Origin of the sequence: Ottowia sp. SB7-C50 (assembly GCF_033110285.1) — a bacterium.
Taxonomy (GTDB): domain Bacteria; phylum Pseudomonadota; class Gammaproteobacteria; order Burkholderiales; family Burkholderiaceae_C; genus Ottowia.
On record NZ_CP136995.1, the window covers coordinates 2614435 to 2641167 of the forward strand.

The following is a 26733-nucleotide window of genomic DNA, read 5'->3' on the forward strand; positions in this document are numbered from 1 at the left end:
ATGATCCAACATCTCCACACCGTGCACACCCTCACCGCCACGCAGCTGGGCGACCTGCTGCTGGCCGCCACGCCGCAGGGCCTGTCGGGCGCCTGGTTCACCGAAGGCCAGCGCGGCGTGCCAGCGTGGCACAACTGGGGCGCGCCCACGCACGGCCACTCGCTGCTGGGCCAGGCCGCGCGCGAGGTGGCCGAGTACTTCGCCGGCCAGCGCCAGCGCTTCGACGTGCCGCTGGATCTGTCAAGCGGCACCGCGTTTCAGCAAAGCGTGTGGCGCGCGTTGCTGGACATTGCGGCCGGCGATTCGCAAAGCTATGGCCAGGTGGCCGCGCGCATCGGCCACCCCGCCGCCGTGCGCGCCGTGGGCACCGCCGTGGGCGCCAACCCCATCAGTGTGATCGTGCCCTGCCACCGCGTGCTGGGCAGCACCGGCACGCTGGCCGGCTACGGCGGCGGCCTGGGCCGCAAGGTGGCGCTGCTGCGGCGCGAAGGCTGGCAGGTGAACGCACCCGCCGGCGCCGAGCCCGCATCCACGCTGCGCCCGCAGCGCGTGGTCGTGCGGCGCTGATGTCACGCACGCATCAATCGGCCATCGATTTCTCATCATGCCGCCGACCGCGCGGCCGCATACTCCTCGCCCATGTCCGCCGCCATCGCCGCTGAATTTCTTCTGCTGGCCGCCCTGTGGGGCGCCTCTTTCCTGTTCATGCGCCTGGGCACGCTGGAATTCGGCCCGCTGCCGACGGCCGGCGTGCGCGTGGTGATTGCCTCGCTGGCGCTGCTGCCGGTGATGCTGTCGCGCGGGTTGTGGCCGCAGTTTCGCCAGCACTGGAAGCCGGTGATGTTGTGCGGCCTGATCAACTCCGCCATCCCGTTTGCGCTGTTCAGCTTTGCGCTGCTGTCGATCAGCACCGGCCTGTCGTCGATCCTGAACGCCACCGTGCCGCTGTTCGGCGCGCTGGTGGCCTGGGTTTGGTTGGGCGACAAGCCGGGCACTTCGCGTACCGTGGGGCTGGTCATCGGCTTCATCGGCGTGGCGCTCTTGGCCAGCGGCAAGGCCAGCTTCAAGCCCGACGCGTCGGGCGCCGTCAGCGCGTGGGGCATCCTGGCCTGCCTTTTGGCCACCATCAGCTATGCCTTCGCGGCCAGCTTCACGCGGCGCTACCTGTCGGGGCTGAATTCGCTGATGGTCGCCACGGGCAGCCAGATCGGCGCCGCGCTGGGGCTGGCGCTGCCCACGCTGTGGATGTGGCCGGCGCAGCCGCCCAGCCTGAAAGCCTGGGGGGCCATGCTGGCGCTGGGCATTCTGTGCACCGCCGTCGCCTACGTGCTGTTTTTTCGCCTGATCGAGCGGCTGGGGCCGGCGCGCGCAATCACCGTCACCTTCACCATTCCGGTGTTCGCGGTGTTTTATGGCGTCACGCTGCTGGGCGAAACGGTGACGACGTGGATGGTGTTCTGCGGCGTGATCGTGCTGTGCGGCACGGCGCTGGCGACGGGGTTGGTCAAGCTGCCGCTCGACCGTTGACTCTTTATTTGATAGCTGCCGGCGCCCTGTCCACGCCGACCGACAGCATTCTTTCCACATAACGGGCCATCAGGTCGACCTCCAGGTTGACAGGCGCACCGGCCGCCAGCGCGTGCAGCGCCGTGTTCTGCACGGTGTGCGGAATCAGGTTGATGCTGAATTCGCAGCCCGTGGCGTGATCGGTCACCGAATTCACCGTCAGGCTGACGCCATTGACGGTGATCGAACCCTTGTACGCCAGGTACTTGGCCAGCTCGCGCGGCGCCAGGATGCGCAGCTCGACGCTTTCGCCCACCGGCGCGAAGTGCGTCACCTGGCCAATGCCATCGACGTGGCCCGACACGATGTGCCCGCCCAGGCGATCGTGCGCGCGCAGGGCTTTTTCAAGATTGACCGGCCCCGTGCGATCCAGCCCCGCCGTGCGCGCCAGCGATTCGGCCGAGATGTCGATGGCAAAGCGCCCGGCGGCGGTGTCGATCTGCGTGGCCGTCATGCAGGCGCCATTGAGCGCAATGCTGTCGCCCAGGCCCACATCGTCCAGATAACCGGCAGGCGTCTGGATGACCAGTTGCTTGCCGTGCGCACTGCTGGCGCCCAGATCGCGCACTTCGGCGATGCGGCCAACCGCCGTAATGATGCCGGTGAACATGAAAAAAACCCCGCAAATAAATGGATGCCGAAGTTTCGCATGAAGCCAAGGGTGCGGCGGGCTGGCCAGGCAGTGGGACGAAAGCTTGCACAAGTCCTTGTCGCTATTGATTTTTGTCAGACAGCGCACTGGGTTGTGCTGCAGGGCCACATCACACTGCCCGCCATCCGCCGAAACGGGGTGTGGCTCTGCGCATGCCTCGCCTTCATAATCAGTAAGTTATCTTTTTCGCTTCCCAGGAGGGCCAATCATGAGCTGGTGTATGTCGATGGCAGGCCGCATGAAAGCCGCTGCTTGGGGTGCTGGCCGTCATCTTGGCCTTGCGGGGACGCTGATCTGGGCAGCGCTGACGCCCGCCGAATCGTTCGCGCAGGATGGAACGTCGGCAATTTTTGGCGACGCGGCCATCTCCGTGATGTTCATAGGGGACGTGGATGTCACAGGCAATGGCGATCCACCCGGAGTGCCCTTGAGCGGCGGCCTGGCCCTGACCTGCGCAAACGCGTCGGCCAGCGCGGCCCAGCTCAACTCGGGCCGCATTGATCCTCCAGGTGGGCCATTCTTGCCGGGGCTTCAGGCGACGAATTTTTATGAGGATGTGAACTTTCTGAACACCTACGGTGGCATGGACAACCTGCTGCCGTTCCGCGACTTCGATATCGAAGGTGCCGCTGCGCGCTTGGCCCCCGCCGCATGGACAACCGGCGACACCCGCGTCTGGGCCGATGCGCCCGCCGGATCGCGCTGGATTTACCCGCTGTTCGATGGCGAACCGGCACCCACCGGCCCGGAGACGCTGGCCTCCCTGTACTTCGGTGGCTGGTACATCCCGACCGCGGAAGAGGCCCGCAAGATGCGCGTGCAACTGACCTATCGGGCCGACGATCGATTGGTGGCGGTCTATCTCAACGACCTGCTGAAGCGCAACAACTTGCTGGCGACGCCCATCACGCGCGACACCTCCAGCGTCGGCACCCAACCCGGCGTGGTCGAGCTCAGCGGCTTTGTGCAAGGCGTCAACCTGCTGAGCCTAGTGGTCCACAGCACGCAAGGATCCAACCAGGCCGCCAACTACCAGGGCATTGCCGTGGCGTTTGACGCGTACTGCTACACGCCGCCGGCGACAGTCAATACGATGTCCGAATGGAGCTTGATGCTGCTGGGGCTGCTGGCGGCGGGGCTGGGCATGCGGCACGTGCGGCGACGAATCTGAACAAACGGTCTATCGCGCTTCGGAGAATGGCCGCCGTGTCTTCTAACCGCGCCTCTATGGGACAACCCAAGATCTATGGGACAACGCCAAGAAAAAAGGACTCAGCCTTGTGAGCTAAGTCCTTGATTCATAAGAATAAAATGGCGCGGCTGGCAGGATTCGAACCCACGACCCCTTGGTTCGTAGCTTCGCCGTCGAACCCAAGTCGTTGATTTTTCAGGCCGTCCATCGGCCCGGCGTCACGCTTTGTGCACTGTCCAGCACCGTGCACGAGTGAAGACTCACGCAATTCTCACGCAGGCTGATCCGCGCCTGCCGCCGACGATCCCACCCTGAACACGCCGCGTACAAGCGAGGCTGCGACCTTGAGCCCGCCAACTTGCCTCGATGCGCGAGAAGGCGCCATGGCGCGCCTCGTAAAACGTCAGCGCGCCCAAAACACATGGGGGATCGGGAAAAGCCTAATTTCCCTAATCGACATCACAAAACATCAATTTAGCTTTCTGCGACAACGACTTACGACGCAAACTAAACCCTGATAATTTCCTAATATTGACCTAATTGGATCAGGGTTGTAGTGGCTGATCTGGAGCCCGCTGTAGACCCATACAAATCAACAACTTACGCTCATATCAGGGTTTGCATCAGGAAAAATCAGGGTCTGACCTAATAGAGAAAGCTAGGCTGGGCGCGGCCTGGCGGCCCTTTTGGATGGTCCATCAGGGAAATTAGGCTTTTCCCGACCCCCCACCCATACCTTGACCGCACCTGGCCTGCCCGCACACCCGAGGACAAGCCCGCACCCATGAATACTTTCGACCCCACGAACCCCGCGGGCGCGGCGGGGTCACGACCGCGCGCCGGGGGCTGGGGGTGGGGTGGCGGCGGCGATGGATCGGGGGCTGGGTGCCGGCGGGGGTGGCGCGCAGGGACGTGGCTGGGGCTGCGCAGGCGGGCGCTGGCGGGGTGATCGGGCGCGGAGACGGGGCTGGGTGGCCAGGGGGGTGCTGTCGGGCCGCCACGGGGCTGCTGGCGCGCCTGTGCGGCGCGCAGCAAAAAGGCCCCATCGGGGGCCTTTCGTGCTTTGATTTTTATAGCTGCTTGCGCTTATCCATCAAGCGCTACGGCCTTATTTGTCTAGCCAGTCATCCACCCAGCACGGCGTCTTTCCCTGCGCCGCTGGCCGCCTCGCCGGGTAGGCTGTAGGGCCTGAAGCTGATCACCTCCGCGCCTAGCCAGTCGTTGAGGGCCAGCATGCGCTGCTGGATGGGCTCCACCTCGTTCTTGAAGAAGACCTGCGCCGCCGCCCCGATGCTGCCGAAGCCGCCCGTATTGTTGGGCACGATGCCCAGCAGCTGGGGCGGCACGCGGTGCACTGCCAGCACGTCGTCACGGCTCACGTTCTTGATGTTGAGGAAGTCGTCCTTGGCCGCCACCTCGCCGACCGGGATCAGCTGCACCCCGTCTTTTTTTCCTTCGGGGCTGTAGAGGAACAGGTTCCTGAAATTTCCGACCCCTTTGCTTTCCTTGAGCGCCTTGCGAATCGCATCGATGTCGTCCTGCTGCTGCGCCGGGTCGGTGATGTACAGGATGAAGCCCGCATGGCTGCCGTTGTTGTAGTACCGGCGCCGAAACAGCGTGGCCGACTCGTTCAGCAGCGCCGACTGCAGCGCCGCCAGGTACTCCGGCAGCCCGTACACCTCCTGGTTCACCTCCTCCTGGCGCAGGTGCCACACCGACCCGCGCGCAAATTCGTGCTCCTGCTGCCAGCCGCGCACGAAGTAGTAGCGGTCCAGATCCTGCCCTCGCCGCGTGTATTTGGCCAGGCTGTGGCGCAACGCCAGCGGCCGGCCCAGCCGGTTGTCCACCCGCTCAAGATAGGCGTTGCCAAACACCAGCCAGTCCAGCGTGAAGGCCGCAAAGGCCTCGCGCGACAACAACGGATGCGGCTCGAATGTGCTCACCAGCATGTTGCGCTTGAAGTGGACCGCGCTGGCGTGGTGCCCGTTCGCGCGCAGCGTGCGCGCCAGATCCTCCAGCGGCACAGGCGTCTCATACCAGCGCCCGTTGAACCACGATTCCACGTAGTCCAGCACCTCGCGGCTGTCCAGTACTGGAACCGGGTCACCAAAGGTGAAGCCCTGCAGATTCGCCGGTTGCTTGCTATCAATTTTGTCGTCGTTCATGACATCTCCATGATGTTTGCCTGCCCGCCGGGTTGACCGTCCAGCGGCTCGTTGTCCAATGCATGCATCACCGCCCAGGCCAGGTCGGCGTGCCCCGTTTTCTCGTTGCGCCCCGCGTCGTAGGTCACCCCCCCGGCCGCTGCCCGTCAGCACCCGCTTGATGCTCAGAAACGCGTGCGCCATCTCCACCCAGCCCGCGTCAAACTGCAGGCGCCTGGCCGTGATCACGCTCTTGGCCTTCAGCACCAGGCGCGTCTTCACCTCCACGTTGTAGGTGTAGGCCCGCGCCTGCGGAAAGAACTTGCGCACCAGCTGATACACCCCCTGGCCAATGCCCGTCGTGTCGATGCCCATGTACGCCACGTAATAGCGCTGCGTGATCTTCTTGATCGCCTCCGCCTGCGCCTCGAAGTCCATGCCCTTGAACTGGTGCCGCTCCAGCACCCTGAACACCCCGCCCGGCCGCATCGGCGGCGCCACCACCACGCAGCCCGCCGTGTCGCCCGTGTGGCTCGGGTCATAGCCCAGCCACACCGCGTTGAAGCCGTAGGGCCGCGCCGCGAACGGCTTCACATCGCCCCACTCGTCCCAGCTGTCCACCATGCAAGGGCGCAGCTCGCCCAGCGGAAACACCGAATACGTGTCGTCGATGAACCCGCACATCAGCAGGTTCTCGTACTCGTCCGGCGTGTATTCCAGCCGCAGCTCCTCCAGGTCGAACAAGTCGCACCCACCCGCCACCGCATCCTCGATGGTCACGATGTGCCGCCAGATCCGGTCTGCCCCCGTGTGCCCCGGCGCCAGCCACGTGTGGCTGGTGTCGATCGTCACCTGCTGCTCCTTCGGCCGCCGCCGGTTGAAGCGCTCGCCCGACCACAGCGGGTAAGCCTCGTGCGTGATCGATGACGGCGTGCTGAAGTACGTCTTGCGCCACTTCTTGTGCAGCGCCATCGCGCTCGCCACCTTGTTCAGCTCCTCAAACCGCATCGACCAGAAAAACTCGTCGAAGTAGAAGTCGCCGTGATAGCCCTGCGCCGTCCGCGCGTTGTTACCCAGAAAGTACAGGTGCGCCCCATTCGCCAGCACGATCGGGTCGCCCGACAGCTCCACCCCGCACGCCTCGAAAGCGAACTGCTGGATGTACTGCTTGAAGATGTGCGACTGCGCCTTGCTGGCCGACAAAAAAATCTGGTTGTGCCCCGTCTCGATCGCCTTGGCCAGCGCCTCGCGCGCAAAGTACCAGGTCGCCCCGATCTGGCGACTCTTCAGGATCATCCGCGTGCGCTCATCCCGGTTCTGCCGCCACAAATGCTGGTACTGAAACAGCTCGTCTCGAAAAGCCGTCTGCAGCTGCTCTACCTGCGCATCGGTGAAGTGGTTGCGCTCCTTGTGCCGCACCCCCGGCTTGCCCTTGCCCTTGTTCTCGCGCGCCGGGTTCAGGTCACTCTCGCGCCCCGTCGCCTCGTACTTGTCGATGCGCGCCATGCGCTCCAGCTGCCGCCCCAGCAGATCAATCTCCTTGAAGTCCGTGCCTGATTTCTGGGTCTTGTTGACCAGCTGCACCATCCGTACTTCAATCTGCGCTGCCACCCGGTCAATGGGCCGCGCATCGTCCCACCCATCGCGGCTCTTCCAGCTCTGAACGGTCTGCTTGGCCAGGCCAAACAGGCGGGCGATCTCGGTCACTCGCCAGCCTTGCCAATACAGCGCGCGCGCCTGCACCCGCTGCGCGTCGGCCGGCAGAAGTGGCATGGCGTCCGGCGTCACCTCGGTGGCCGGCGGCGCCTCATCGATGGCGGTGGGCGGTGCGTCCGCGTGCGTACTCACGCCGCGAGTGTCCCGGCCCGCCCCCGCCAGACGCTCCCTTTTTTGCAGCCCCACCCACCCTTTGCACTGTAGAGCCGCGTCACACATACGCAGTGCATTGAGCGTGCGCGTTGGGGCGGCGACCATGCACCCGTCACACATCAGGCGCCGCGGCGCTGGAGCAACCACCGAGACCACCCCGATGAAAAAATCGATCTTCACCGCCCTGGCATTTGCCATCACCCTCGCCATCGGCTTCGGCACCGCCGCCATGGCCGGCCACCCCGTGCCGGGCGACCTGCTCGGCGCCGCGCTCTCGCCCGACGCGCTGCACGGCCTGGGCCTCGCGGGCGCCCTGCCGCTGGCCATCGGCAAAACCAAGGCCTTCCGCGTCGCCACCGAAGGCGCCACCACCGACGGCCGCCGCATCGAGCGCAACTGGATCGAGCAGATGGCCAAGAACTTCGACCCCAAGAAGTACGGCGCCCGCGTCTGGTTGGAGCACTTCCGCGGCATCTTCCCTGACGGCCCCTTCCGCGCCTACGGTGATGTCACCGCTGTCGAAGCCCGCACCGTCGAAGACGGCAAGCTCGCCCTGTTCGCGCAGATCGACCCCTCGCCCGACCTGGTCAAGATCGTCAACGACCAGAAGCAGAAGGTCTACACCAGCATCGAAGTCAACCCCAAGTTCGCCGACTCCGGCGAGGCCTACCTCGTCGGCCTGGCCGTCACCGACAGCCCCGCCAGCCTCGGCACCGAGATGCTGCAGTTCGCCCAGCAGCACCCCAACGCCAACCCGCTCACCAAGCGCAAGCAGGACACCGGCAACCTGTTCACCGAAGCCGTCGAAACCGCCATCGAGCTCGAAGCCGACGACACCACCGGCGCCGATGCGCAAGCCTTCAGCGACCGCATCAAGGGCATCGTCGCCAAAGCCTTCGGCCGCCAGAAGGCCGGCGCCGACCAGCGCTTCACCGACATCGCCCAAGGCCTGGACGAGCTGGCCACCGCCATCACCGAACAGTCGACCAACCAGGCCGCCGCTTTCGCTGAACTGCAAGACGCGCACGACCAGCTGGCCACCGACTTCGCCACGCTGAAGAAGGCCCACGACGACCTGCTGGCCCAGCTCGACCGCATGCCCGCGCAACAGCACACCCAGCGCCCCACCGCCCACGGCGGCGCCGGCAACGTGCTCACCGACTGCTGATCGACCCCGCCAACGCCGCCCACCCCAACACCCCCGAAGGACCACCATGCATCCGCAAACCCGCCAGGCCCTCAACGCCTACTTCACCCAGCTGGCCCAGCTCAACGGCGTCTCCAACGTGCACGAAGCGTTCAACGTCGCCCCCAGCGTGCAGCAGAAGCTGGAAAACAAGATCCAGGAGAGCAGCGCCTTCCTGTCCAAGATCAACATCATCGGCGTGCGCGAAATGTGGGGCGACAAGCTCGGCCTGGGTGTCAGCAGCCCCATCGCCAGCCGCACCGACACCAACACCAAGGACCGCCAGACCCGCGACGTCCACACGCTCGATACGCGCCGCTACACCTGCGTTCAGACCAACTACGACACGCACCTGCGCTACAACACCATCGACAGCTGGGCCAAGTTCCCCGACTTCCAGGCCCGCGTCCGCGATGCCATCGTCAAGCGCCAGGCGCTCGACCGCATGACCATCGGCTTTCACGGCGCCAGCGCTGCCGCCGACACCGACCTGGTCGCCAACCCGCTGCTGCAAGACGTCAACATCGGCTGGCTCAAGCACATCGAGGTCGACGCCCCGGCCCGCGTGCTCACCGGCGGCGCCACCGCCGGCAGCGTCAAGGTCGGCGCCACGGGCGACTACAAGAACCTCGACGCCGCCGTGTACGACAACATCCAGCTGCTCGACCCCTGGTTCCGCGAAGACCCGGGCCTGGTCGCCGTCATGGGCCGCGACCTGCTGCACGACAAGTACTTCCCGCTGGTCAACACCACGCAGCCGCCCACCGAAACGCTGGCCGCCGACCTGGTCATCAGCCAGAAGCGCATCGGCGGCCTGCAGGCCGTCGCCGTGCCGTACTTCCCGGCCAACGCCATCCTGATCACCCGTCTCGACAACCTGTCCATCTACTACCAGGACAGCGCGCGCCGCCGCAACCTCATCGACAACCCCAAGCGCGACCGCATCGAGAACTACGAAAGCTCCAACGACGCCTTCGTGGTCGAAGAGTACGGCGCCTGCGCCCTGGTGAAAAACATCACCCTGGTCTGACCGCAGACCGCCTCGCCGGCACCCTCGTGACCCTCAAAGCGGTGCCGGCGCGCACCGCTTTTGTTTTTTCTCAAGGACCGACCGCATGCCCGACAGCACCCATCCAGCCCGCCCCCTCAGCCCCGCGCGCGCCCACCTGCAGCGCATCGCCGCCAGCCAGGCCGCCGCCCCGGCCCAGGCCAGCGCGGCCGGCAGCGAGCATGAATTGCTCATGGCCCAGCTGTACGAGCACACCCGCCAGCTCAAGGCCATCAAGTCGGTCGAAAAGAAGATCGAAGCCAAGCGCGAATTCGTCGCCGCGTACGACACCTATCTCGGCGGCGTCATCGAAGCCGACCACGGCGGTGCCGACCCCATCGTCACCACCCTGCTGGTCTGGAACATCGACGCCGGCCGCTACGAAAGCGCCCTGGCCATCGCCGAATACGTGCTCCAGCACAACCTGCAGCTGCCCGACCAGTACCAGCGCGACGTGCCCACCCTGCTGGCCGACGAATTCAGCACCGCCGCCCTGACCGGCGCCATGCCTGCCGACCAGCAACAGGCCCTGCTCGCCAGCGTCGGCCAGATCACCGATGCGCGCGACATGCCCGACCAGGCCCGCGCCAAGCTGCACAAGGCCATGGGCTACGCCCTCATCGGCAAGCACGGCAGCGCCGAACCCGACCTCGACCAGGTCAGCGACGACCACGCCCGCACCGCCGAATTCCACCTCTCGCGCGCCCTCACCCTCAACCCCCAGGCCGGCGTGAAAAAAGACCTGGAGCGCCTGGCACGCCGCCTGAAAGGCGTGCCCGCCTCCACCCCTGCGGACCCCCGCCCGGGCGGCCCGGTGGGCGATGGCGCCGGCGCGCAAGCGCCCAAGGCCTGACCCCACCGGCCACCGCCCACCCCGAGGAAACACCGTGATCCACGAAGAGCGCTCCGACCTGTGGCTGGTGCACTGCACCGGGCGCCCCACGCAGAACAGCACGCACGGCAGCGAATTCGCCGCCCACGCCACCGCGCAGCGGCTGGCGCGCCAGTGGCCCGGCCACACCTTCACCGTGTTCAAGGGCGTCACTGCCTACACCGCCGACCGCGGCCCCCGGCCAGAACCGCCCAGCGCGCCCCCCGGCACCCAGCACTTCTGACCCCCGCCCATGTCCTTCATCGCCACCGCCCGCCCGCCCGAGCCCGCCACCGAGCTGTACGTCGACGGTGACGGCTGGTATCCCGCCCTGTCGCCCGACGACATTCGCGCCACCTGCCGGCTCGACGGCACCGTCACGCCCGCGCGGCTGCAGCACGCCACCCTGGCCGCCGTCGCCAGCGTGCAGGCCGAACTGGCCGCCTGGCGCGCCGCGCGCGAGCTCGAAGGCTGCGCCAGCCTGGCCGCCGTCCCCGCGCCCCAGCTCAACGGCGAAAGCATCAAGTGCCACCACTACCGGCGCGCCGTCTACGCCTGCCTGCAGGCCGACCTGGCCGAGGCCTACCGCGAGATCGACACCACCCCCAGCGCCATCGGCAAGACCGAACGCGTCATCGACCACCTGCAGGCGCGCATCGGCGAACACCGCCGCGCCATGCGCTGGGCCATCAGCGACCTGCTGGGCATCCGCCGCACCACCGTCGACCTGATCTAAAGCGCGCCATGCCCCTGTACACCCACAAGCGCGGCACCACCTTCAGCATGGCCAGCCCGCTCGATCTGCAAGTCAACGGCCAGCGCCAGCTTGACTTCACCGGCTGGCAGGCCCACAGCCAGGTGCGCGCCCCCGGCGGCGTGCTGGTGGCCACGCTGGTGGCCAGCATCACCAGCAGCCCCACCGGCCCGCAGATCACCCTCACCTCGCCCGACCACACCGCCAGCTGGCCGCGCGGCCCGGTGCAGATCGACGTCATCTTCACCACCCCCGCCGGCGAACGCATCGCCAGCGCCACCGCCGAATTCGCCGTCATCGACGGCCCCACCCGACTGCCATGACCGCACCCGTGCTGCGCCTCGCGCCCACCCACCAGGCCACGCTGTCGCTGCTCAGCCCCAGCGGTGCGCTGGCCATGTCCGCCGCGCCGCAACCCGCCATCGCCGCCCAGCTCGCCCCGATCTATCGCGGCGACCCCGGCCCCGCCGGCGCACCCGCACCCGAGCCCGACCTGCCCGACCTGACCGTCATCTTTGACAACAAACTCATCTGAGGGACCGACCATGAGCCTCGCCCAGCGCCTGACCGACCTGGCCACCCGCATCGCCACCGAAGCCAAGGCCCTGCGCACCCTGGTCAACGGCAACGCCGCCGACCTGAGCGCGCTGACCACCACCAGCAAGACCAACCTGGTCGCCGCCCTCAACGAGGTCAAGTCGCTCATTCCCAGCGGCACCGCCACCATCGCCGACGGCTCGACCGGCGCCGCCACCACCTGGTCCAGCACCAAGATCAACGCGCAGATCAACCTGGCCATCACCAACCTGATCAACGGCGCCGGCACCAACAGCGACACGCTTAAGGAGCTGGCCGACCAGATCGGCGCATTGGCCCAAGCCGACAACGGCCTGGTCAACTTCACCGCCGCGCAGACACTGAGCGCCGCGCAGAAGACGCAGGCCTGCAGCAACATCGGCATCGGCGAGCCCGAAACCGACTTCGTCGCCACCTTCAACGCGGGCCTGCAATGAGCCTGGCGTCGCGCATCAACGACGGGTTCGCCGCCGTACGCAACAAGCTCAACCTCATGGTGCCGCGCCTGCTGCCCGCGGGCGGCAGCGCTGGCCAGGTGCTGACCAAGTCCTCGGCCGCGGACTACGCCGCCGGCTGGGCCACGCCCGCCAGCGGCAGCGGCGGCACCAGCACCAGCCGCAACGTCGACGGCGGCAGCGCCACGCCCGAGCCGCGCTCCGGCAGCGTGAACGGAGGAACCGCCTGATGGCCGACACCATCCAGCTGCGGCGTGACACCGCCGCCCAGTGGGCCAGCAAGAACCCGGTGCTGGCCGCTGGCGAGCCCGGCCTGGCCACCGACACCGGCGCGCTCAAGTTTGGCAACGGCGTCAACGCCTGGAACACCCTACCCGCCTTCACCGGCGGCAGTACCGGCCTGTCCCTCGCGCTCACCGGCACCACCGATCCCGGCACCTCGCCAGCCGGCACGCTCACCGTGTACGCCAAGGCGGCGGCGCAGCGCATGCTGCTCAAGATCGTCGGCCCCAGCGGCCTCGACACCAGCCTGCAGCCCATCCTGGCGCGCAACAAGGTGGGCATGCTCACCCCGCCAGGTAACGCGGCAACGGTCACAACGATGGGCGCCTACACCGCGCCCACGGCCGTTGGCACCGCCACGGCGCGCAACGTCAGCACGGCCAACCTGTTCGGGCGCATGCGCCGCCTGGGCTACGTGTCTGCCGCCACCGCGGGTTCGCTGACCTCGCTTCGCGTGGCGGTTCCGCAGATCACGGTGGGCGGTGCGCAGGCGGCCGGTTTCTTCAAGATCATCCGCTTCGGCGTCTCCGATGCCGCGGTGGTCAGTGGCGCACGCATGTTCGTCGGGGTGTCGTCCAACACGGGCGCCGCCACCAACGTCGAACCCTCCACGCTCACCAACTCCATCGGCGTAGGCGAAGGCGCGGCCGACACCAACCTGAAGATCTTCTACGGCGGCGCCACGGCCCAGCCGCCCATCGATCTGGGCCCCAGCTTCCCCACCGCCACCACCAACACCGACGTCTACGAACTGGTGCTGTTCGCCCCGCCCAAAACCGCCGACGTGTACTACGAAGTCAACCGCCTCAACACGGGCGACAGTGCATCCGGCCTGCTGCTCAACGGCGGCGGCGTGTCACTGCCCGGCACCACCACGCTGCTGACCTACCTGCAGGCCTGGCGCTGTAACAACACCACGGCCGCCGCCGTGGGTCTGGACATCATGAGCGACTACATCGAGACGGACTATTGATGACCGCCACCACCCGCACACTCACCGTGCGCGCCCTGCAGCACGACACCGTCGACCTGCTGTGCTGGCGGCATCTGGGCCGCAGCGGCGGCGCCACGGAAGCCACCCTGGCCGCCAACCCTGGCCTGGCCGCGCTCGGCCCGCACCTGCCCACCGGCCATGAAGTCGTGCTGGTGGTGCCAGCCCAACGCACCCGCGCGCTGGTGCAACTCTGGGACTGACCCGCCATGCTCAAGCCGCCCCAGCTGCGCCAGCACCTCAGCAGCGCCGTGCCCGATCTGGCGCGCGACCCTGAAAAACTCATCGTCATGGCCAACGCCGGCCGCATCATCAACACCGGCACCCAGGCCCTCAGCTTCGAATACGCCTACACCCTGCAGCTGTTCGTGCTCGACTACGCCGGCCACGCCGACGCCATCATCGTGCCCCTGCTCGACTGGGCGCGCCGCCAGCAACCCGAGCTGTTCGACAACCCCGAGCTGCGCCAGCGCGGCATCCGCTTCAGCGTCGAATACCTCACCACCGACACCGTCGACCTGGCCATCGAACTCGACCTGACCGAACGCGTGCTCGTGCGCCCCCGCGCCAACGCCCCCGAAGGCGCGCTCGACGCCATCCACGTGCCCGAGCCGCCGCCCGCCGGCGCCGTGCTGCAGGCCGAACGCTGGCGCCTGTACCTGCGCGACCAGCAGCTTGCCGAATGGCACATCGAGCCGCGATGAGCGACGACCTGCACGCCCTCGAAACCTGGCTCGCGCCCCTCATCGAGCGCCTGTCCGACCCCCAGCGCCGCAGCCTGGCGCTGCGCATCGCGCGCGAACTGCGCCAGGCGCAATCGGCCACCATCGCCAGCCAGCGCGCCCCCGACGGCACCCCCTTCGAGCCGCGCAAGCGCCCCCACAACCGGCCCGATCCGCGCGCCCGCCGCAACGCCCGCGGCCAGATACGTCGCGCCAGCCAGGGCATGTTCTTGCAGCTGCGCAAACCCAAGCACTTGCGCGCCATCGCCACCCCACTGGAGGCCGTCGTCCAGTTCGCCGCCCGCAGCGAACGCATCGCCCGCGTGCACCACTTCGGCCTGCGCGACGCCGTGCAGCCCGGCGGACCGGTCTACCCCTACCCCGCGCGCCCCCTGCTCGGCCTCACCGACGACCAGCGCCAGCGCATCCGCGCCCTCGCGCTCGACCACCTGCGCCTGTAGTCGCCCGCGCTACAGCCGGCGCCGCTCGCGTTCTCGCGCGCGCGCGGCCACCATCGACCGGGTGGATGCCCCCATCGATCAGCACGAGAGTCCCTACGAGTCGCAACGCCGCGCCGACAACATCGTGCGCGCCGGCGTCATCGCCGAGGTCGAGTTCGACCCCTGGCCTCAGTGCAGGGTGCAAATCGCCGGCAACACCACCGGCTGGATGCCGTGGATGGCCATGCGCGCCGGCGGCGAAGAGGCCAGCTGGTGGGCGCCGATGGAAGGCGAACAAGTCCTCGTCTTCGCGCCCGGCGGCGACCTCAACGCCTGCATCGCCCTGCCCGGCATCTACTCCAACCAGATGGGGCCGCCCGCGCGCCATCCCAACCAGTTCAGGCTCCAGTGGAACGACCTGGAGTACATGGAGCACCACCAGAAAAAGCTCACCATCCAGTTGCGCGACGAGCTCGAAATCATCGTCGGCACCGGCGCGCAGAAATCCATCCTGCGCATCACCGGCTCCACCATCCGGCTGTCCACGCCCGAAGCCTCGCTGGACATCAGCAACATCGTGCGCGTCACCCCCGACGTGATCGCCGGCGCCACCCGCCTGCGCGAACACCTGCACACCGGCGTATCGCCCGGCAACGACTTGAGCGGCCCGCCTCCATGAACCGCGCCACCGGCCAGGCCCTCAGCGGCGTCGCCCACCTTACCCAGAGCGTCGCCGACATCCTGCTCACACCCATCGGCAGCCGCGTCATGCGCCGCGGCTACGGCTCGCTCGTGCCCGAACTGGTCGACCAGCCCGACAACGCCGCCACCCGCCTGCGCCTGCGCGCCGCCGTCGCCGGCGCCCTCATGCGGTGGGAGCCGCGCCTGCGCGTCGAACGCGTGCAGATCAGCCCCGACCCCGCCCGCCCCGGCCGCGCGCTGGTGCTGGTCGAAGCCACCCTGCTCACCCTGCTTGCGCCCGGCGCGCGCCCCCTCACCCTCAGCGTGCCGCTGCAGACCGGAGCCGCGCCGTGACCCTGCCCCTGCCCGATCTCACCCAGCTGCCCGCCCCGCAGGTGCTGGAGCCGATCGATTTCGAATCCATCAACAGCGCGCACCGCGCCGACCTGCTCGCGCGCTACCCCCAGGCCGCCGACGTGCTGGCGCTCGAATCCGAGCCGCTCGCCAAACTCATCGAGGCCCACGCCTACCGTGAGCTGCTCTACCGCCAGCGCGTCAACGAAGCCGCGCGCGCCTACCTGCTGGCCTTTGCCACCGGCGCCGACCTGGACCACAAAGCCGCCTTCTACGGCCTCGCGCGCCTGGGCGGCGAAGACGACGAACACCTGCGCACCCGCATCCAGCTGCGCGTGCGCGCGCTCGCCGGCAACGGCACCGCCGAGCACTACGAACTGCTGGCCCTCAGCACCAGCCCCGACGTGCGCGCCGCCCGTGCACGCCAGCCCGCGCCCGGCCAGGTGCAGCTCATGCTGTGGCTGCACGATCGGCCCGGCATGGTGCCCGAGGCCGTGCGCAGCGCCGTGCAGGCCGTGGTGGACGATGGGCGCCACCGCCCCGTCGGCGTGCCCGTCACGGTCAGCCTGGCGCGGCCCCGGCCCATCGACATCACCGCCCGCCTGCAGCGCGAGCAGGGCGCCCCGGCCAACCTGGTGGCGCAGCTGCAGGCCGCGCTGCCCGCGCTCATCGATGCGCAGGCCGCCATCGGCCGCAGCCTGCCGCGCAGCTGGATCACCGCGCGCCTGCACGTCGCCGGCATCGCCAGCGTGACCTATGTCGGCGCGGCCACACCGCCCGAGATCACCGAACTGGCCTTCGACGAAGTCGCCGCCGCCGGCACCGTGCAGCTCATCGACGCCGGGGTCGCCCCATGAGCACCGCCGAGCTCACCGTGCTGCCCCCCAGCGCCAGCGCGCTCGAGCGCGCCGTGGACCGCAGCGCGCCGCACTGGCAGGCTCTGGCCGAGGCCGTGCGCCCCGGACCGGGCGATCACCCCGCCGCCTTCCTGCCGTGGCTGGCTACCGAGTGGGGCCTGGCCGAATTCGCGCCGTACTTTGAAGACACGCCTGCGCTCGTCAGCGCGGCGCTGCCCTGGCTGTTCGAGCGCGGCGCCGGCGCCGGCGTGCTGCGCGCCCTGGGCTGGGTCGGCTTTCCCGATGCCGCGCTCGACGAAGACGGCGCCTGGCTGCACATCGACCTCGGCCGCACCGCCACCGCCACCGAACTGGCCCGCGCCGTGCACGTGGTGCGCGCCAGCCTGCCGGCGCACGTGCATTTTTATCGGGTGTTCTGGCAGTACGACCTGCGCCATCTGCGGCTCGACCACGGCCGCCCGCTCGACAACGCGCTGCTCGACGACGACTCCGGCGTCTGGGTCCATTTCGAGCGCGGCCAGCCGCTCAAGGCCAGCTTCGGCCACCGCCACATCCAGGCCCCACCACCGGCCGCCGCGCGCCAGCTGCCCGGCCTGCAGGTGCACCTGCGCAGCGTCAAGCTCACGCACGACGACCGCATGCACCTCGACAGCTGGCGGCTCGACAGCCACCTGCTGGTCGACAGCTTTGGCGGCGTCTGCGCCGTGCTGCGCGGCGACGTGCCCACGCCCACTCGCGGCGCGCCGCTGCTCACTTACGGCCTCGCCCACGTGGCGCGCAGCGCACCCGCCAGCGACCACACCCGCGCCACCGGCGGCGCCCAGGCGCTGCGCACCGGCCACGTGCCCTCGGCCCTGCCTCGCTCCGGCCGCTGGCTGGGGCGGTGGGACCAACGCTGCTGGCGCATCAGCATTCCGGGCCGCCGCGCGGCCCTCACCGAGTAACGAAACGGAGAGCCCCACACCATGGCAGCCACCCTGCAAGAATCCGGCCGCATCGGCCTCGCCATCGCTGTTGCCAGCCAGCCGCTGCACCTGGCCTGGGGCCGCGGCAGCCCAGCCTGGGACAGCACGCCCGAAAGCCCGCCCGGCAACGCCAATGCGCTCACCGACGAGATCGGCCGCCGGCTGATTTCCGACATCGGCTACGCCGAGCCATCGCCCACCGGCGAGATCGAGCTGCCCTCGGGCGAACGCTACGCCCGCGTGCCCGGCCCCACGCCCTACGTGCACGTGCGCGTCACCTTCGACTTTGCCGATGCCGAGGGCGAAACCATCCGCGAGCTGGGCCTGACCATGGGCGCGCAGACCGCCGCCGGCTTGCCCGCTGGGCAGCGCTATTTCAGCCCGTCGCAGGTCACCGCGCCGGGCCGCATGTACATGATCGAGCGCGTGGGCTTCTTCGTGCGCAGCGGCGCCGTGCGCCAGTTCTTTGAATACATCCTGCCGTTCTGAGGCCCGCCATGACCTCCCAAATCTACAACCGGTTTGACCCGGCCAAGAACTACAACCGCCACCTGTTCCGCGCCGACAAGGTGCTGCAAAGCGCCGAGCTCAACGAGCTGCAAAGCAGCGTGCACCAGCGCCTGCGCGGCGTGGCAGACGTGCTGTTCAAGGAGGGCGACATCGTTCGCCAGGCCGGCATCAACGTCAACCGCGACACCGGCGCCACCACCTGCGAATCCGGCGCGCTGTACCTCGACGGCGCCGTGCGCGGCGTGCCCCCGGCCAGCTTCACCATTGCCGTGCTCGGCATCGTCCACGTCGGCGTCTACCTGCTGCGCACCACCATCACCGAACTGGAAGACCCCGCGCTGCGCAACCCCGCCGCCGGCACCCGCGGCTATCAGGAAGCCGGCGCTGCGCGCGAGCGCATCGACATCACCTGGGGCTTTCACGGCGACGGCCAGCCGGGCGATTTCTTCCCGGTCTGGACGGTGGAAGACGGCATCGTCCAGCACAAGGACGTGCCGCCCAACCTCGACATGGTCACGCAGGCGATTGCGCGCTACGACCGCGACTCCGCCGGCGGCACCTACATCGTGCGCGGGCTGGAGCTGGTCGCCGCGCCCGACCTGAACAGCGGCGAGCAGGTCTACATCCTGGGCGAAGGCGCCGCGCGCGTGCTCGGCAAAAACCTCGAGCTGTCGGCCTCGCGCCGGCTGGTCTACAACGCCCAGCCGGATCTGGACTTTGTTGACAGCGAGCCGCACCAGTCCGCCGGCACCGCCACCCAGCGCTTCACCTTTGGCCGCACGCCGGTCTCGGGCACGCCCACCGTGCGCTACACCGCGCGCAAGACCGTCACGCTGGCGCACGGCGGCTTCAGCGGCGCCGCCGACCCACTGCCCGACGCGTCCGTCATCGTGGTCGAGCAGGTCAAGCAGGGCGCCACCATCTACGCCGCCCCGGCCGACTACAAGCTCGCCGCCGGCCAGATCGACTGGAGCCCCGAGGGCGCCGAGCCTATCCCCGGAAGCAGCTACGAGGTCACTTACCTCTACATCCGCACCCACGCCGCCGACGATGTGCAGGGCGACAGCTTCGCCGTCACCGGCGCGCTGGCGGCCACGCAGGTGCTGGTGAGCTACCACCACGCGCTGCGCCGCTACGACCGCCTGTGCATCGACGCGCAGGGCCGTGTGGAATGGATTCGCGGCAACCCCTCGGCCTGGTCGCCCACGCGCCCGGCCGTGCCCGGCCACATGCTGGCGCTGGCCAGCGTCATGCAGACCTGGGACCTGCGCCGCCGCGTCATCGCCGACGGCGTGCGCGTGGTGCCCATGAACGAGCTGGCCGACCACCGCGCCACGCTCGACGCCATCCTCGAAGACCAGGCCGAAATCCGCCTGGCCGTCGACATTGCAGGCCGCCACAGCGGCATCAAGAAAGGCCTGTTTGCCGACCCCATGCTCGGCAACGGCATGCGCGACGCCGGCGTGCCGCAAACCGCCGCCGTGCTGGGCCGTGCGCTGCGCCTGCCCATGACGGTCGACGTGACGCAGATCGGCCAGTCCATCAGTGAACGCCAGAGCCCGGCCCACACCCACCTGGTGGTGCTGTCGCAGCCGCTGCGCACCGGCTCGATGAAGGTCAACCCGTACAGCGCCTTCGACCCGCTGCCCGCCGACGTCGTGCTGGCCCCCGCCATCGACCGCTGGGTGCAAACCATCGACCAGTGGGCGCCCACCGTGCAGACCGTGTTCCTGCGCTGGGGCGACGCGCGCGCCGAAACGCTGGGCGACGACGAGGTGATCCGCGAAACCCGCGAAACCGTGCGCGGCACGCGCGCCGCCGAATTCCTGCGCCAGATCGACATCGAATTCACGCTCGGCTTCAAGTCGGGCGAAGCCATCCTGTCGCTCACCTTCGACGGCCTGCCGGTCAACCCCCACCCCATCGGCGGCGGCAGCCTCATCGCCAACACCCAGGGCCGGCTGCGTGGCAAGTTCACCATTCCGGCCAGCGTGCCCGCCGGCACCAAGCTGGTCGAATTCGTGGGCGACAAAGGCAGCCGCGGCACCGCGCTGTTCACCGGCACCGGCACCCTCATCGAGCGCGAGCTGCAGCAGGTGCTGCTGCGCCAGCCACCCCGGCAGCCGGTCGACCCGCTGGCGCAGACCTTCATGGTCGACCGCCCGCGCCACATCACCGGCGCCGACCTGTGGTTCGCCGCGCGCGGCACCACCGACGCCATCGTGCAGCTGCGCGAGGCCGAAGCCGGCTTCCCCACCCAGCGCGTGGTGGCCGAACGCCGCGTCACCCCGGCGCAGATGCTGCTGGGCGGTCAGGCCACGCGCGTCACCTGGCCCCCGGTGCTGCTCACGCCCGAGCGCGAATACGCCCTGGTCGCGCTGTCCGACGACGCCACCACCGCCCTGGCCGTGGCCGAGCTCGGCGCCTGGGACGCCACCGCCCAGCGCTGGGTCACCAGCCAGCCCTACCAGGTCGGCGTGCTGCTGTCGTCCAGCAACGCCAGCACCTGGACGCCGCACCAGGACCGCGACCTGGCCTTCAGCCTGCTCGCCGCCGACTACACCCAGACCGAGCGCAGCATCGATCTGGGCAGCGCCCAGGTCACCGACGCCACCGAGCTGCTGGTGCAGGCCATGGTGCACCAGCCCAGCGCCGCCTGCAGCGCGCTGATGGTGCTCACGCTCGACGACAACAGCCAGTACACCGTCGCCCCCGGCCAGCCCGCCCAGCTGCCACTGCGCTACACCGGCGCGGTGCACGTGCAGGCCCGCCTGCGCGGCGACAGCACCCTGGCCGCCACGCTGGAGCCCGGCATCCAGCTGCTGGCCGCCTCGCTGCAGACCAGCGGCACCTACGTCAGCCCGTTCATCACGGCCGGCGGCAGCGTGCGCGTGCGCGTGCTGTTCCAGGCCGATCTGCCGGCCGGCAGCGCGGTGCAGGTGCACGCGCAAGACGACGCCGGCGGCGCCTGGACGCTGGTGCCGTTCCAGGAAACCCTGGGCGCCACCGTGGGCAGCGTGGAGCTGGCGCACGAGCTGGCCAATTTCAACGCCGCGCGCCTGCGCGTGCGCCTGACCCTCACCGGCAGCCACACCGCGCGCCCGGTGCTGCGCAACCTGCGCGTGGTGGTGCTGTAACCCGAGCCGATTGCCATGCCCACCAACGACACCACCCAACACCTGTCGCTGCCGCTGCCGCATCCGGACAACGAGCTGGAAGACGATGTGCTGCGCCTGCGCGACGCGCTGTCGGCCGTAGACCTGGCATTGAAAAGCCTGATCGATGGCCTGGCGCTGCGCGCCACCAGCGTCGCGCTGGGGCAGGTCAACACCAGCCTGCAGCAGGCCATCACGCTGCTCAGCAACGGCACCACCGATGCGCTGAATGCGCTCGACGGCCGCATCGACACGCTAGAGGCCAGCAGCATCTTCACCGTCAACGGCAAGTCCGCCACCGAACACGCGCTGACGCTGCAGCCCGCCGACATCGGCGCCATGGCCACGGGTCAGGACGGCTGGGGCGGCACCGGCCTGAACACAGTCACCGACTGCAGCGCCGCGCCCGCGCGCAACCTGCGCTTCACCGGCACCGGCCTGGCCAACGCGCCCGGCACCGGCGCCTGGGTCATCGACCAGGTGCTCTACAACACCGACTGGCGCATGCAGCTGGCGGTCGGCGCCAGCGCCGGCAATGCGGGCCGCGTGTTCCTGCGCCAGCGCGTCAACACCACCTGGCGGCCCTGGGTGCGCCTGGGCCAGCAGAGCGAGGACTACGTCGACATCAGCGCCGACGGCGTCATCGACTGCCAGGCCGGATCGGTGTTCTACCTGGCGATGAGCGGCAACCAGACGCTGACCATCATCAACCCGCCGCCCGCCGGCGCCGGCTACCTGGGTTTGCTGGAGATCGCCTACACCAGCGGCGCGCTCACGCGGCCCGCCGGCTCCACGCTGTCGGGCACGGCGCAGATGCTCAGCGGCAAGCGCTACCTCATGCCCTTCAACCGCTCGCAGGCCGGCGTTTGGCAGTTCGTGCTGACGCAGGAGTTCAACTGATGCGCCAGCGCGCCATCTTCATGGCGGCCCGGCAAAGCCCCATCAGCTACGTCACCAGCGTCAACGGTGGCGCGCTGTCCGCCGGCAGCACCAGCGTCACCGTGCCCGCGCACGCCGTGGGCGACCTGCTCATCGCCTTCGGCGCCAGCACCGCCGGCATCCCCGCCACCCCGGCGGGCTGGACGTCGCTGGCCACCGTCAGCAACACCGGCGGCCTGTACGGCCGCGCCGTCTACAAAACCGGCAGCGGCAACAGCGAGACGGCCACCTTCACCTCGGCCGGCGGCAACAGCGCGGGCGCATGGTCGTCGGCCATCGTGCTGCGCGGCGTCACCGGCATCGGCGCCGTGGCCGTCACGCAGAACAACTTCACCACCTCGCAGAGCGTCACGCTGCCCGCGCTGACGCTGCAGGACACGTCGGGCCAGAGCGCCGTGCTGTGCGCGCACGCTGCGTCTCCCCTGACCGGAGCGGGCGGTGAAATGCGTCTGCTGAATGGCTTGGGCCTGCTGCGCGGGCCGACCAGCTGGCCGGCGCTAACGGCATCCATTGCGCCCTACACAGCGCGCCCTATCGGTTACGCCATCGAGCTGCGCGGCGCCGCGCTGCCGGTGTGCGGGCAGGCGGTTTTCACCGCCAGCGGCACTTGGACACCACCCCCGGGCGTCACCAACTTCAGCGCTGTGGCCGTGCAGCGCGGCGGCGCGCAGGGCGAAGCCAATGCCAGCAAGATCACCGTGGGCGGCACCGTGGTGCTGCGCGCGCTCAACGGCAGCCGCGTGGGCCAGGGCGGTGGCGATGGCGGGTTGGGCGGCGCATCGCTGCTGGCCAGCATCGGCTCGTCGGGCGGCTACCCCGGCGGCGGCACCGACACGGACTACGGCGGCGGCGGCGCGGGCGGCTACGCGGGCAACGGCGGGCGCGGCGGGCGCAGCGGGCAGGGCATCGCCCCAACGGCCGGCAGCGGCGGCGGCGGCGGCGGCGGCGACTCGGACGGCACCGGCCCCGGCAGCGGTGGCGGGGTGGGCCTGTACGGCCAGGGCGCCAGTGGCGCGGCGTCCAACGGTAATGGCGGCGACGGCTCTCCCCCCGGCCCTTTTTACGGCGTCGGGCTGGGTGCCGCCTTCGGCGGAGACGGCCGTGGCGGCGCGCTCGCCTGGGCCAACGACATTGCCTGCACGCCCGGCGTGGGCGTGGCGGTGCAGGCCATTGACGGCGGCGCCGTCCGAATCATCTGGGGCGGCGGCCGGTCGTTCCCCTTCAACGCAGGAGACGCCTGATGTTTGTCAAAACCGAAACCGGCGCGGCCATGACCGCCGCGCAGATCATCGCGGCACACCCGCTCACGCTGTTCCCCACGCCCTTCGCGCCGCCCGATGGCTATGCCCCGCTGGCCGACATCGCCCCGCCCGCGCACGACCCCGACACGCAGCGGCTGGAGCCGCTGGCGCCGGTGAAGGTGGGCAGCGTGTGGGAGCCGCGCTGGCAGGTGGTCAACCGCCCGGCGCAGACTGTGGCCGAGGAGCTGGCTGCGGCCAAGGAGGCCAAGAACGCCGAGATCAACGCGGCCCGGCTGGCCGCCAACACCTCGACCTTCGCGCACGCCGGGAAGGTGTTCGCGTGTGACCAACTCAGCCGCTCCGACATCGACGGCACGAATGGATTTGTGACGCTGTACGGCGCACTGCCGCCGGGCTGGCCGGGCGGCTGGAAGGCCGTGGACAACACCTACCTGCCGATCAACGACGTGGCTGCGTGGAAAGATTTCTACACCTCGATGTTCGCCGCCGGCGCCGCCAACTTTGCCAAGGCGCAGACGCTCAAGGCCAGCCTGGACGCCGCCACCACGCTGGCGCAGGTGCGGGGGATCGTCTGGTGAAAGCGGCGTTTTACATCGGCACGCGGTCGGGCCTGAATGGCATCGGCAGCGTGGTCACGCGCTTCCGCCTGTCGGGCTTCGACGGCCTGACCGGCAAGAACGCGCCCATGAGCCAAATCAGCCACTGCGAACTGGTCATCGAGCCCCACGACGGCGTCGACGACTTGATGCCGCGCGATGGCCTGACGATGCTGCCCACCGCCGCGCCCATGGGCGGCGCGCTGTGGCTGGCCGGATCGTCGGCCACCGACGTCATGCCGCCCTGGAGCCCGCGCCGCGCCGGCGCGCGTGGCGGCGTGCGCTTCAAGCGCATCGACGTGTCCGACCGGCGCAAGTGGCTGCTGGTCGAGCTGGACCACCTACCGCCCGAGCGCAAGCGGCGCGCGGTGCAGTGGATGGTCGATCACCAGGGGGCGCTGTACGACTGGTGGCTGATCGGCGGCTTCGTGGTGTTCATGCTGCCCGACGCGCCCGACCGCTATGTGTGCCACGAGGCCCTGGGGGCGGCGCTGGGCATCGCCGAGCCGCGACGGCTGCCGCCGCCGGCGCTGTGCGCCGTGCTGGACTGGAGGGTACGGCCGTGAACGTGCACCAGATCTCGCAGAACGTGCGCATGCACTCACCGATGTGGGCGCTGCGCCTGTTTGTCGGCGTGTCCACCCTGGTCACCTTCTACCAGGCCACCATGGCCGAGTCGTCGCTGAACTACCGCGCGCTGGTGGCGGCCGGACCGGCGGGCTTCTGGGTGGCGGGCGTGTTCGCGGCGCTGTCGTTGACCGTCATCGCCGACGTGCTGGTCAACGACCTGCTGCCCGAGCGCTTTCACCTGCGGCCGGTCATTCGGCGCCGCTGGTGGCTGTTCTTGCTGATGGCCGTTGGTCAGCTGGGCGTGGGCCTGGTGGTGGTGCGCTACGACGACGACGCCCCCCCACCTGCTGGCGCGCCTGCTGGCCGACGCCTGCTTTGCCGCGCTCACCGCCTGGCTCGACGTATTTCGCAGGGGCGATCAATGACGGTGCGCCAGCTGCTGCTGCTGGTCAGCCTGATCACGCTGTGCCTGTTCCCGCCGCTGCTGGTGTCGGCCGCGCAGGCCGCGCACACCTTCGACGAGGTCACGCAGCGCCTCACCTTCAGCTACGTGCTGGTGCTCACCCTCATGGCCACGCTGTCGGGCGCGGCCGCGCTGCTGTACCGGCTGCGGCAGGAGCTGCGCGACGCCGGCGACGGCGTGATCAGCCGGCCCTGGCTGTTCGTCTGCACGAACATGCTCAGCGCCTGGGTGGCCTCTGTGCTGGCGGTGGCGCTGGCGCAGTCGCAAAACGCCGGCGTGTGGACCGAGATCGGCATGGTCATCAGCGCCAGTTTTGGCGGCGCGCGCGTGATCGAGGCGGTGGCCGAGCGCTACTTCGGCCCCATGAGCAACATGGGCCGCGAGCGCCTGGTGCAGCGCGGCATTGAACCCCGGGGCGGCACCGGCCGCTTCACCCGCGACGAGGAGCGAGACGATGACACGACACCTGAGCGCTGAGCAGTGGGCCGAGACGCTGATGGACTGCGGCGTGCGCACCAGCACCGCCGACGACTGGGCCGAGCCCTTCGCCAACGTGATGCGCGCGCTGCACTGGAGCGATGCGCGCGATCTGCCCAACTTCCTGGCCCAGGTGCTGCACGAAAGCGGCATGCTGCAGCGCCTGGAAGAAGGCCTGAGCTACAGCGCCGAGCGCCTGACGCAGGTATGGCCGCGGCGCTTCCCCACACTGGCCAGCGCCATGCCCTATGCACGCAACCCGCGCGCGTTGGCCAACCGGGTGTATGGCGGGCGCATGGGCAACAGCGCGCCCGACGAGGGCTGGCGTTATCGCGGGCGTGGCCTGATCCAGATCACCGGGCGCGACAACTACGCACTGGCCGAGCAACTGACCGGCATGCGCCTGCTCGACGTGCCCGAGCTGCTGTGCGAACCCGAGCCCGCGCTGATCGCCAGCGCCGCCTGGTGGGAACACAGCGTGCCCGACACCGCCCTGGGCGACGTGCGCCGCGTCACGCGCTACGTCAACGGCGGCGACAACGGCCTGGCGCACCGGCAGCAGCTGACCGAGCGCGCCATCGAGGCGCTGCAGTCGTGGGAGCCGGCGTGATCGGCGCCGCCGCACTGGCGTTCGTGACCGGCGGCAGCTGGACGCGGCTGACCGCCACGCTGCTGACCGGCATGGCCATCGGCGGCTGGGGTGCGTGGCAAGTGCAGGGCTGGCGCGCCGCCAGTGCCGAGCTGCAGCGCACGCAGGCCGCGCAAGAGCAGCACAGCAAGAACGAAAAGCGCCGCTACACAGCCAGCGACAGCTATCAAAAGGAGAGCGCCAGTGATCGCATCGTCTACCAGACCCGCACGCGCATCGTGCGCCAGGTGGTTGAGCGCCCTGTGTATCGCCACATCTGCCTGGACGCTGACGGCGTGCAGCAAATCAACGATGCCATTGCCGGTGTCGCCCCCGCCCCCTGACCTGGCCGCGCCGTGCGAGCCGCCGCCGCGGCTGGAGGGGCTGACCGGCGCCGCCGTGATGACCTGGGCGCTGCCCACGGTGCAGGCCTGGCGCGAGTGCGCGCGGCGGCAGCAGGCGCTGGTGCAGGCCTGGCCGCAATAGCCAGGGGCTGCGCGTAGGGCGCCGGGCTACAGCGGGGCGCGC

At 69.3% G+C, this 26733-nt stretch carries 32 protein-coding genes and 1 pseudogene; 30 read left to right on the top strand and 3 right to left on the bottom strand.

The genetic code is table 11. The annotated features are described in order from the left end of the window. Positions 1–567: a methylated-DNA--[protein]-cysteine S-methyltransferase gene (locus tag R0D99_RS12415; RefSeq protein ID WP_317748496.1), complete on the top strand. Its 567-nt coding sequence runs from the start codon at positions 1–3 to the stop codon at positions 565–567. A gap of 72 nt (positions 568–639) precedes the next feature. Beyond that, a complete protein-coding gene (locus R0D99_RS12420) occupies positions 640–1527 on the top strand; it encodes a DMT family transporter (protein ID WP_317748497.1) in 888 nt (295 codons plus the stop codon). 4 nt (positions 1528–1531) lie between these two features. Here R0D99_RS12420 and R0D99_RS12425 read toward each other — a convergent pair whose 3' ends face one another. After that, complete coding sequence (locus R0D99_RS12425) at positions 1532–2176, bottom strand: riboflavin synthase (RefSeq protein WP_317748498.1); 645 nt, start codon at positions 2174–2176, stop codon at positions 1532–1534. Between the two features lie 250 nt (positions 2177–2426). On the opposite strand from R0D99_RS12425, the gene R0D99_RS12430 reads away from it, so the two are divergent. Further along, positions 2427–3389 carry an IPTL-CTERM sorting domain-containing protein gene (locus tag R0D99_RS12430; RefSeq protein ID WP_317748499.1) on the top strand — a complete coding sequence of 321 codons (963 nt, stop codon included), beginning with the start codon at positions 2427–2429 and terminating at the stop codon, positions 3387–3389. Between the two features lie 1145 nt (positions 3390–4534). On the opposite strand, the gene R0D99_RS12435 is transcribed toward R0D99_RS12430, so the two are convergent. Further along, complete coding sequence (locus R0D99_RS12435) at positions 4535–5575, bottom strand: phage portal protein (RefSeq protein ID WP_317748500.1); 1041 nt, start codon at positions 5573–5575, stop codon at positions 4535–4537. Next, positions 5572–7327, bottom strand: a pseudogene (locus tag R0D99_RS12440) (terminase large subunit domain-containing protein). Before R0D99_RS12440 ends, R0D99_RS12435 begins: the two are co-directional and overlap by 4 nt. 256 nt (positions 7328–7583) lie before the next feature. On the opposite strand from R0D99_RS12440, the gene R0D99_RS12445 reads away from it, so the two are divergent. From R0D99_RS12445 to R0D99_RS12575, 27 genes are all read left to right on the top strand, one after another. Continuing rightward, positions 7584–8591, top strand: coding sequence for a GPO family capsid scaffolding protein (locus R0D99_RS12445; protein WP_317748501.1), 1008 nt, complete (start codon positions 7584–7586; stop codon positions 8589–8591). Positions 8592–8637: 46 nt separating this feature from the next. After that, the gene (locus R0D99_RS12450) at positions 8638–9639 is read left to right on the top strand and encodes a phage major capsid protein, P2 family (protein WP_317748502.1); all 1002 of its coding nucleotides are present in this window, start codon (positions 8638–8640) and stop codon (positions 9637–9639) included. Between the two features lie 85 nt (positions 9640–9724). After that, complete coding sequence (gene gpM / locus R0D99_RS12455; protein ID WP_317748503.1) at positions 9725–10510, top strand: phage terminase small subunit; 786 nt, start codon at positions 9725–9727, stop codon at positions 10508–10510. Between the two features lie 34 nt (positions 10511–10544). After that, positions 10545–10772 (top strand): hypothetical protein, encoded by a 228-nt coding sequence (locus R0D99_RS12460; protein WP_317748504.1) that lies wholly within the window; start codon positions 10545–10547, stop codon positions 10770–10772. A 9-nt stretch (positions 10773–10781) separates the two neighbouring features. Beyond that, positions 10782–11264 carry a head completion/stabilization protein gene (locus R0D99_RS12465; RefSeq protein WP_317748505.1) on the top strand — a complete coding sequence of 161 codons (483 nt, stop codon included), beginning with the start codon at positions 10782–10784 and terminating at the stop codon, positions 11262–11264. An 8-nt stretch (positions 11265–11272) separates the two neighbouring features. After that, positions 11273–11605 carry a hypothetical protein gene (locus tag R0D99_RS12470; protein WP_317748506.1) on the top strand — a complete coding sequence of 111 codons (333 nt, stop codon included), beginning with the start codon at positions 11273–11275 and terminating at the stop codon, positions 11603–11605. Next, positions 11602–11817 carry a hypothetical protein gene (locus tag R0D99_RS12475; RefSeq protein WP_317748507.1) on the top strand — a complete coding sequence of 72 codons (216 nt, stop codon included), beginning with the start codon at positions 11602–11604 and terminating at the stop codon, positions 11815–11817. Before R0D99_RS12470 ends, R0D99_RS12475 begins: the two co-directional genes overlap by 4 nt. A gap of 10 nt (positions 11818–11827) precedes the next feature. Beyond that, positions 11828–12295: a hypothetical protein gene (locus R0D99_RS12480; protein WP_317748508.1), complete on the top strand. Its 468-nt coding sequence runs from the start codon at positions 11828–11830 to the stop codon at positions 12293–12295. Continuing rightward, complete coding sequence (locus R0D99_RS12485; RefSeq protein WP_317748509.1) at positions 12292–12543, top strand: hypothetical protein; 252 nt, start codon at positions 12292–12294, stop codon at positions 12541–12543. Before R0D99_RS12480 ends, R0D99_RS12485 begins: the two co-directional genes overlap by 4 nt. Further along, the gene (locus R0D99_RS12490) at positions 12543–13568 is read left to right on the top strand and encodes a hypothetical protein (RefSeq protein ID WP_317748510.1); all 1026 of its coding nucleotides are present in this window, start codon (positions 12543–12545) and stop codon (positions 13566–13568) included. The genes R0D99_RS12485 and R0D99_RS12490 overlap by 1 nt, the downstream gene beginning before the upstream one ends. Continuing rightward, positions 13568–13789, top strand: coding sequence for a tail protein X (locus R0D99_RS12495; protein WP_317748511.1), 222 nt, complete (start codon positions 13568–13570; stop codon positions 13787–13789). The genes R0D99_RS12490 and R0D99_RS12495 overlap by 1 nt, the downstream gene beginning before the upstream one ends. Positions 13790–13795: 6 nt before the next feature. Beyond that, complete coding sequence (locus R0D99_RS12500) at positions 13796–14290, top strand: phage tail protein (RefSeq protein WP_317748512.1); 495 nt, start codon at positions 13796–13798, stop codon at positions 14288–14290. Next, positions 14287–14769: a phage virion morphogenesis protein gene (locus tag R0D99_RS12505; protein WP_317748513.1), complete on the top strand. Its 483-nt coding sequence runs from the start codon at positions 14287–14289 to the stop codon at positions 14767–14769. The genes R0D99_RS12500 and R0D99_RS12505 overlap by 4 nt, the downstream gene beginning before the upstream one ends. A 61-nt stretch (positions 14770–14830) precedes the next feature. After that, complete coding sequence (locus R0D99_RS12510) at positions 14831–15427, top strand: phage baseplate assembly protein V (RefSeq protein WP_317748514.1); 597 nt, start codon at positions 14831–14833, stop codon at positions 15425–15427. Further along, a complete protein-coding gene (locus R0D99_RS12515; protein ID WP_317748515.1) occupies positions 15424–15783 on the top strand; it encodes a GPW/gp25 family protein in 360 nt (119 codons plus the stop codon). Before R0D99_RS12510 ends, R0D99_RS12515 begins: the two co-directional genes overlap by 4 nt. Then, the gene (locus tag R0D99_RS12520; RefSeq protein WP_317748516.1) at positions 15780–16640 is read left to right on the top strand and encodes a baseplate assembly protein; all 861 of its coding nucleotides are present in this window, start codon (positions 15780–15782) and stop codon (positions 16638–16640) included. The genes R0D99_RS12515 and R0D99_RS12520 overlap by 4 nt, the downstream gene beginning before the upstream one ends. Next, positions 16637–17584, top strand: coding sequence for a phage tail protein (locus tag R0D99_RS12525; protein WP_317748517.1), 948 nt, complete (start codon positions 16637–16639; stop codon positions 17582–17584). Before R0D99_RS12520 ends, R0D99_RS12525 begins: the two co-directional genes overlap by 4 nt. A gap of 21 nt (positions 17585–17605) precedes the next feature. Continuing rightward, positions 17606–18094, top strand: a complete 489-nt coding sequence (locus R0D99_RS12530) for a hypothetical protein (protein WP_317748518.1) — start codon at positions 17606–17608, stop codon at positions 18092–18094. Between the two features lie 8 nt (positions 18095–18102). After that, the gene (locus R0D99_RS12535) at positions 18103–21252 is read left to right on the top strand and encodes a DUF4815 domain-containing protein (protein ID WP_317748519.1); all 3150 of its coding nucleotides are present in this window, start codon (positions 18103–18105) and stop codon (positions 21250–21252) included. A gap of 15 nt (positions 21253–21267) precedes the next feature. Next, positions 21268–22170 (top strand): pyocin knob domain-containing protein, encoded by a 903-nt coding sequence (locus tag R0D99_RS12540; RefSeq protein WP_317748520.1) that lies wholly within the window; start codon positions 21268–21270, stop codon positions 22168–22170. Continuing rightward, a complete protein-coding gene (locus R0D99_RS12545) occupies positions 22170–23450 on the top strand; it encodes a hypothetical protein (RefSeq protein WP_317748521.1) in 1281 nt (426 codons plus the stop codon). The genes R0D99_RS12540 and R0D99_RS12545 overlap by 1 nt, the downstream gene beginning before the upstream one ends. Then, on the top strand, positions 23450–24049 hold the full coding sequence (locus R0D99_RS12550; protein ID WP_317748522.1) for a DUF4376 domain-containing protein: 600 nt from the start codon (positions 23450–23452) through the stop codon (positions 24047–24049). The genes R0D99_RS12545 and R0D99_RS12550 overlap by 1 nt, the downstream gene beginning before the upstream one ends. Further along, on the top strand, positions 24046–24633 hold the full coding sequence (locus R0D99_RS12555) for a hypothetical protein (RefSeq protein ID WP_317748523.1): 588 nt from the start codon (positions 24046–24048) through the stop codon (positions 24631–24633). Before R0D99_RS12550 ends, R0D99_RS12555 begins: the two co-directional genes overlap by 4 nt. Continuing rightward, entirely contained in the window at positions 24630–25577 is a 948-nt protein-coding gene (locus R0D99_RS12560) for a hypothetical protein (RefSeq protein ID WP_317748524.1), read from the top strand. Before R0D99_RS12555 ends, R0D99_RS12560 begins: the two co-directional genes overlap by 4 nt. Next, on the top strand, positions 25555–26187 hold the full coding sequence (locus R0D99_RS12565) for a glycoside hydrolase family 19 protein (protein WP_317748525.1): 633 nt from the start codon (positions 25555–25557) through the stop codon (positions 26185–26187). The genes R0D99_RS12560 and R0D99_RS12565 overlap by 23 nt, the downstream gene beginning before the upstream one ends. Then, positions 26172–26549 carry a hypothetical protein gene (locus tag R0D99_RS12570; protein ID WP_317748526.1) on the top strand — a complete coding sequence of 126 codons (378 nt, stop codon included), beginning with the start codon at positions 26172–26174 and terminating at the stop codon, positions 26547–26549. Before R0D99_RS12565 ends, R0D99_RS12570 begins: the two co-directional genes overlap by 16 nt. Next, positions 26530–26691: a hypothetical protein gene (locus tag R0D99_RS12575; RefSeq protein WP_317748527.1), complete on the top strand. Its 162-nt coding sequence runs from the start codon at positions 26530–26532 to the stop codon at positions 26689–26691. Before R0D99_RS12570 ends, R0D99_RS12575 begins: the two co-directional genes overlap by 20 nt. Positions 26692–26733 lie beyond the last annotated feature (42 nt).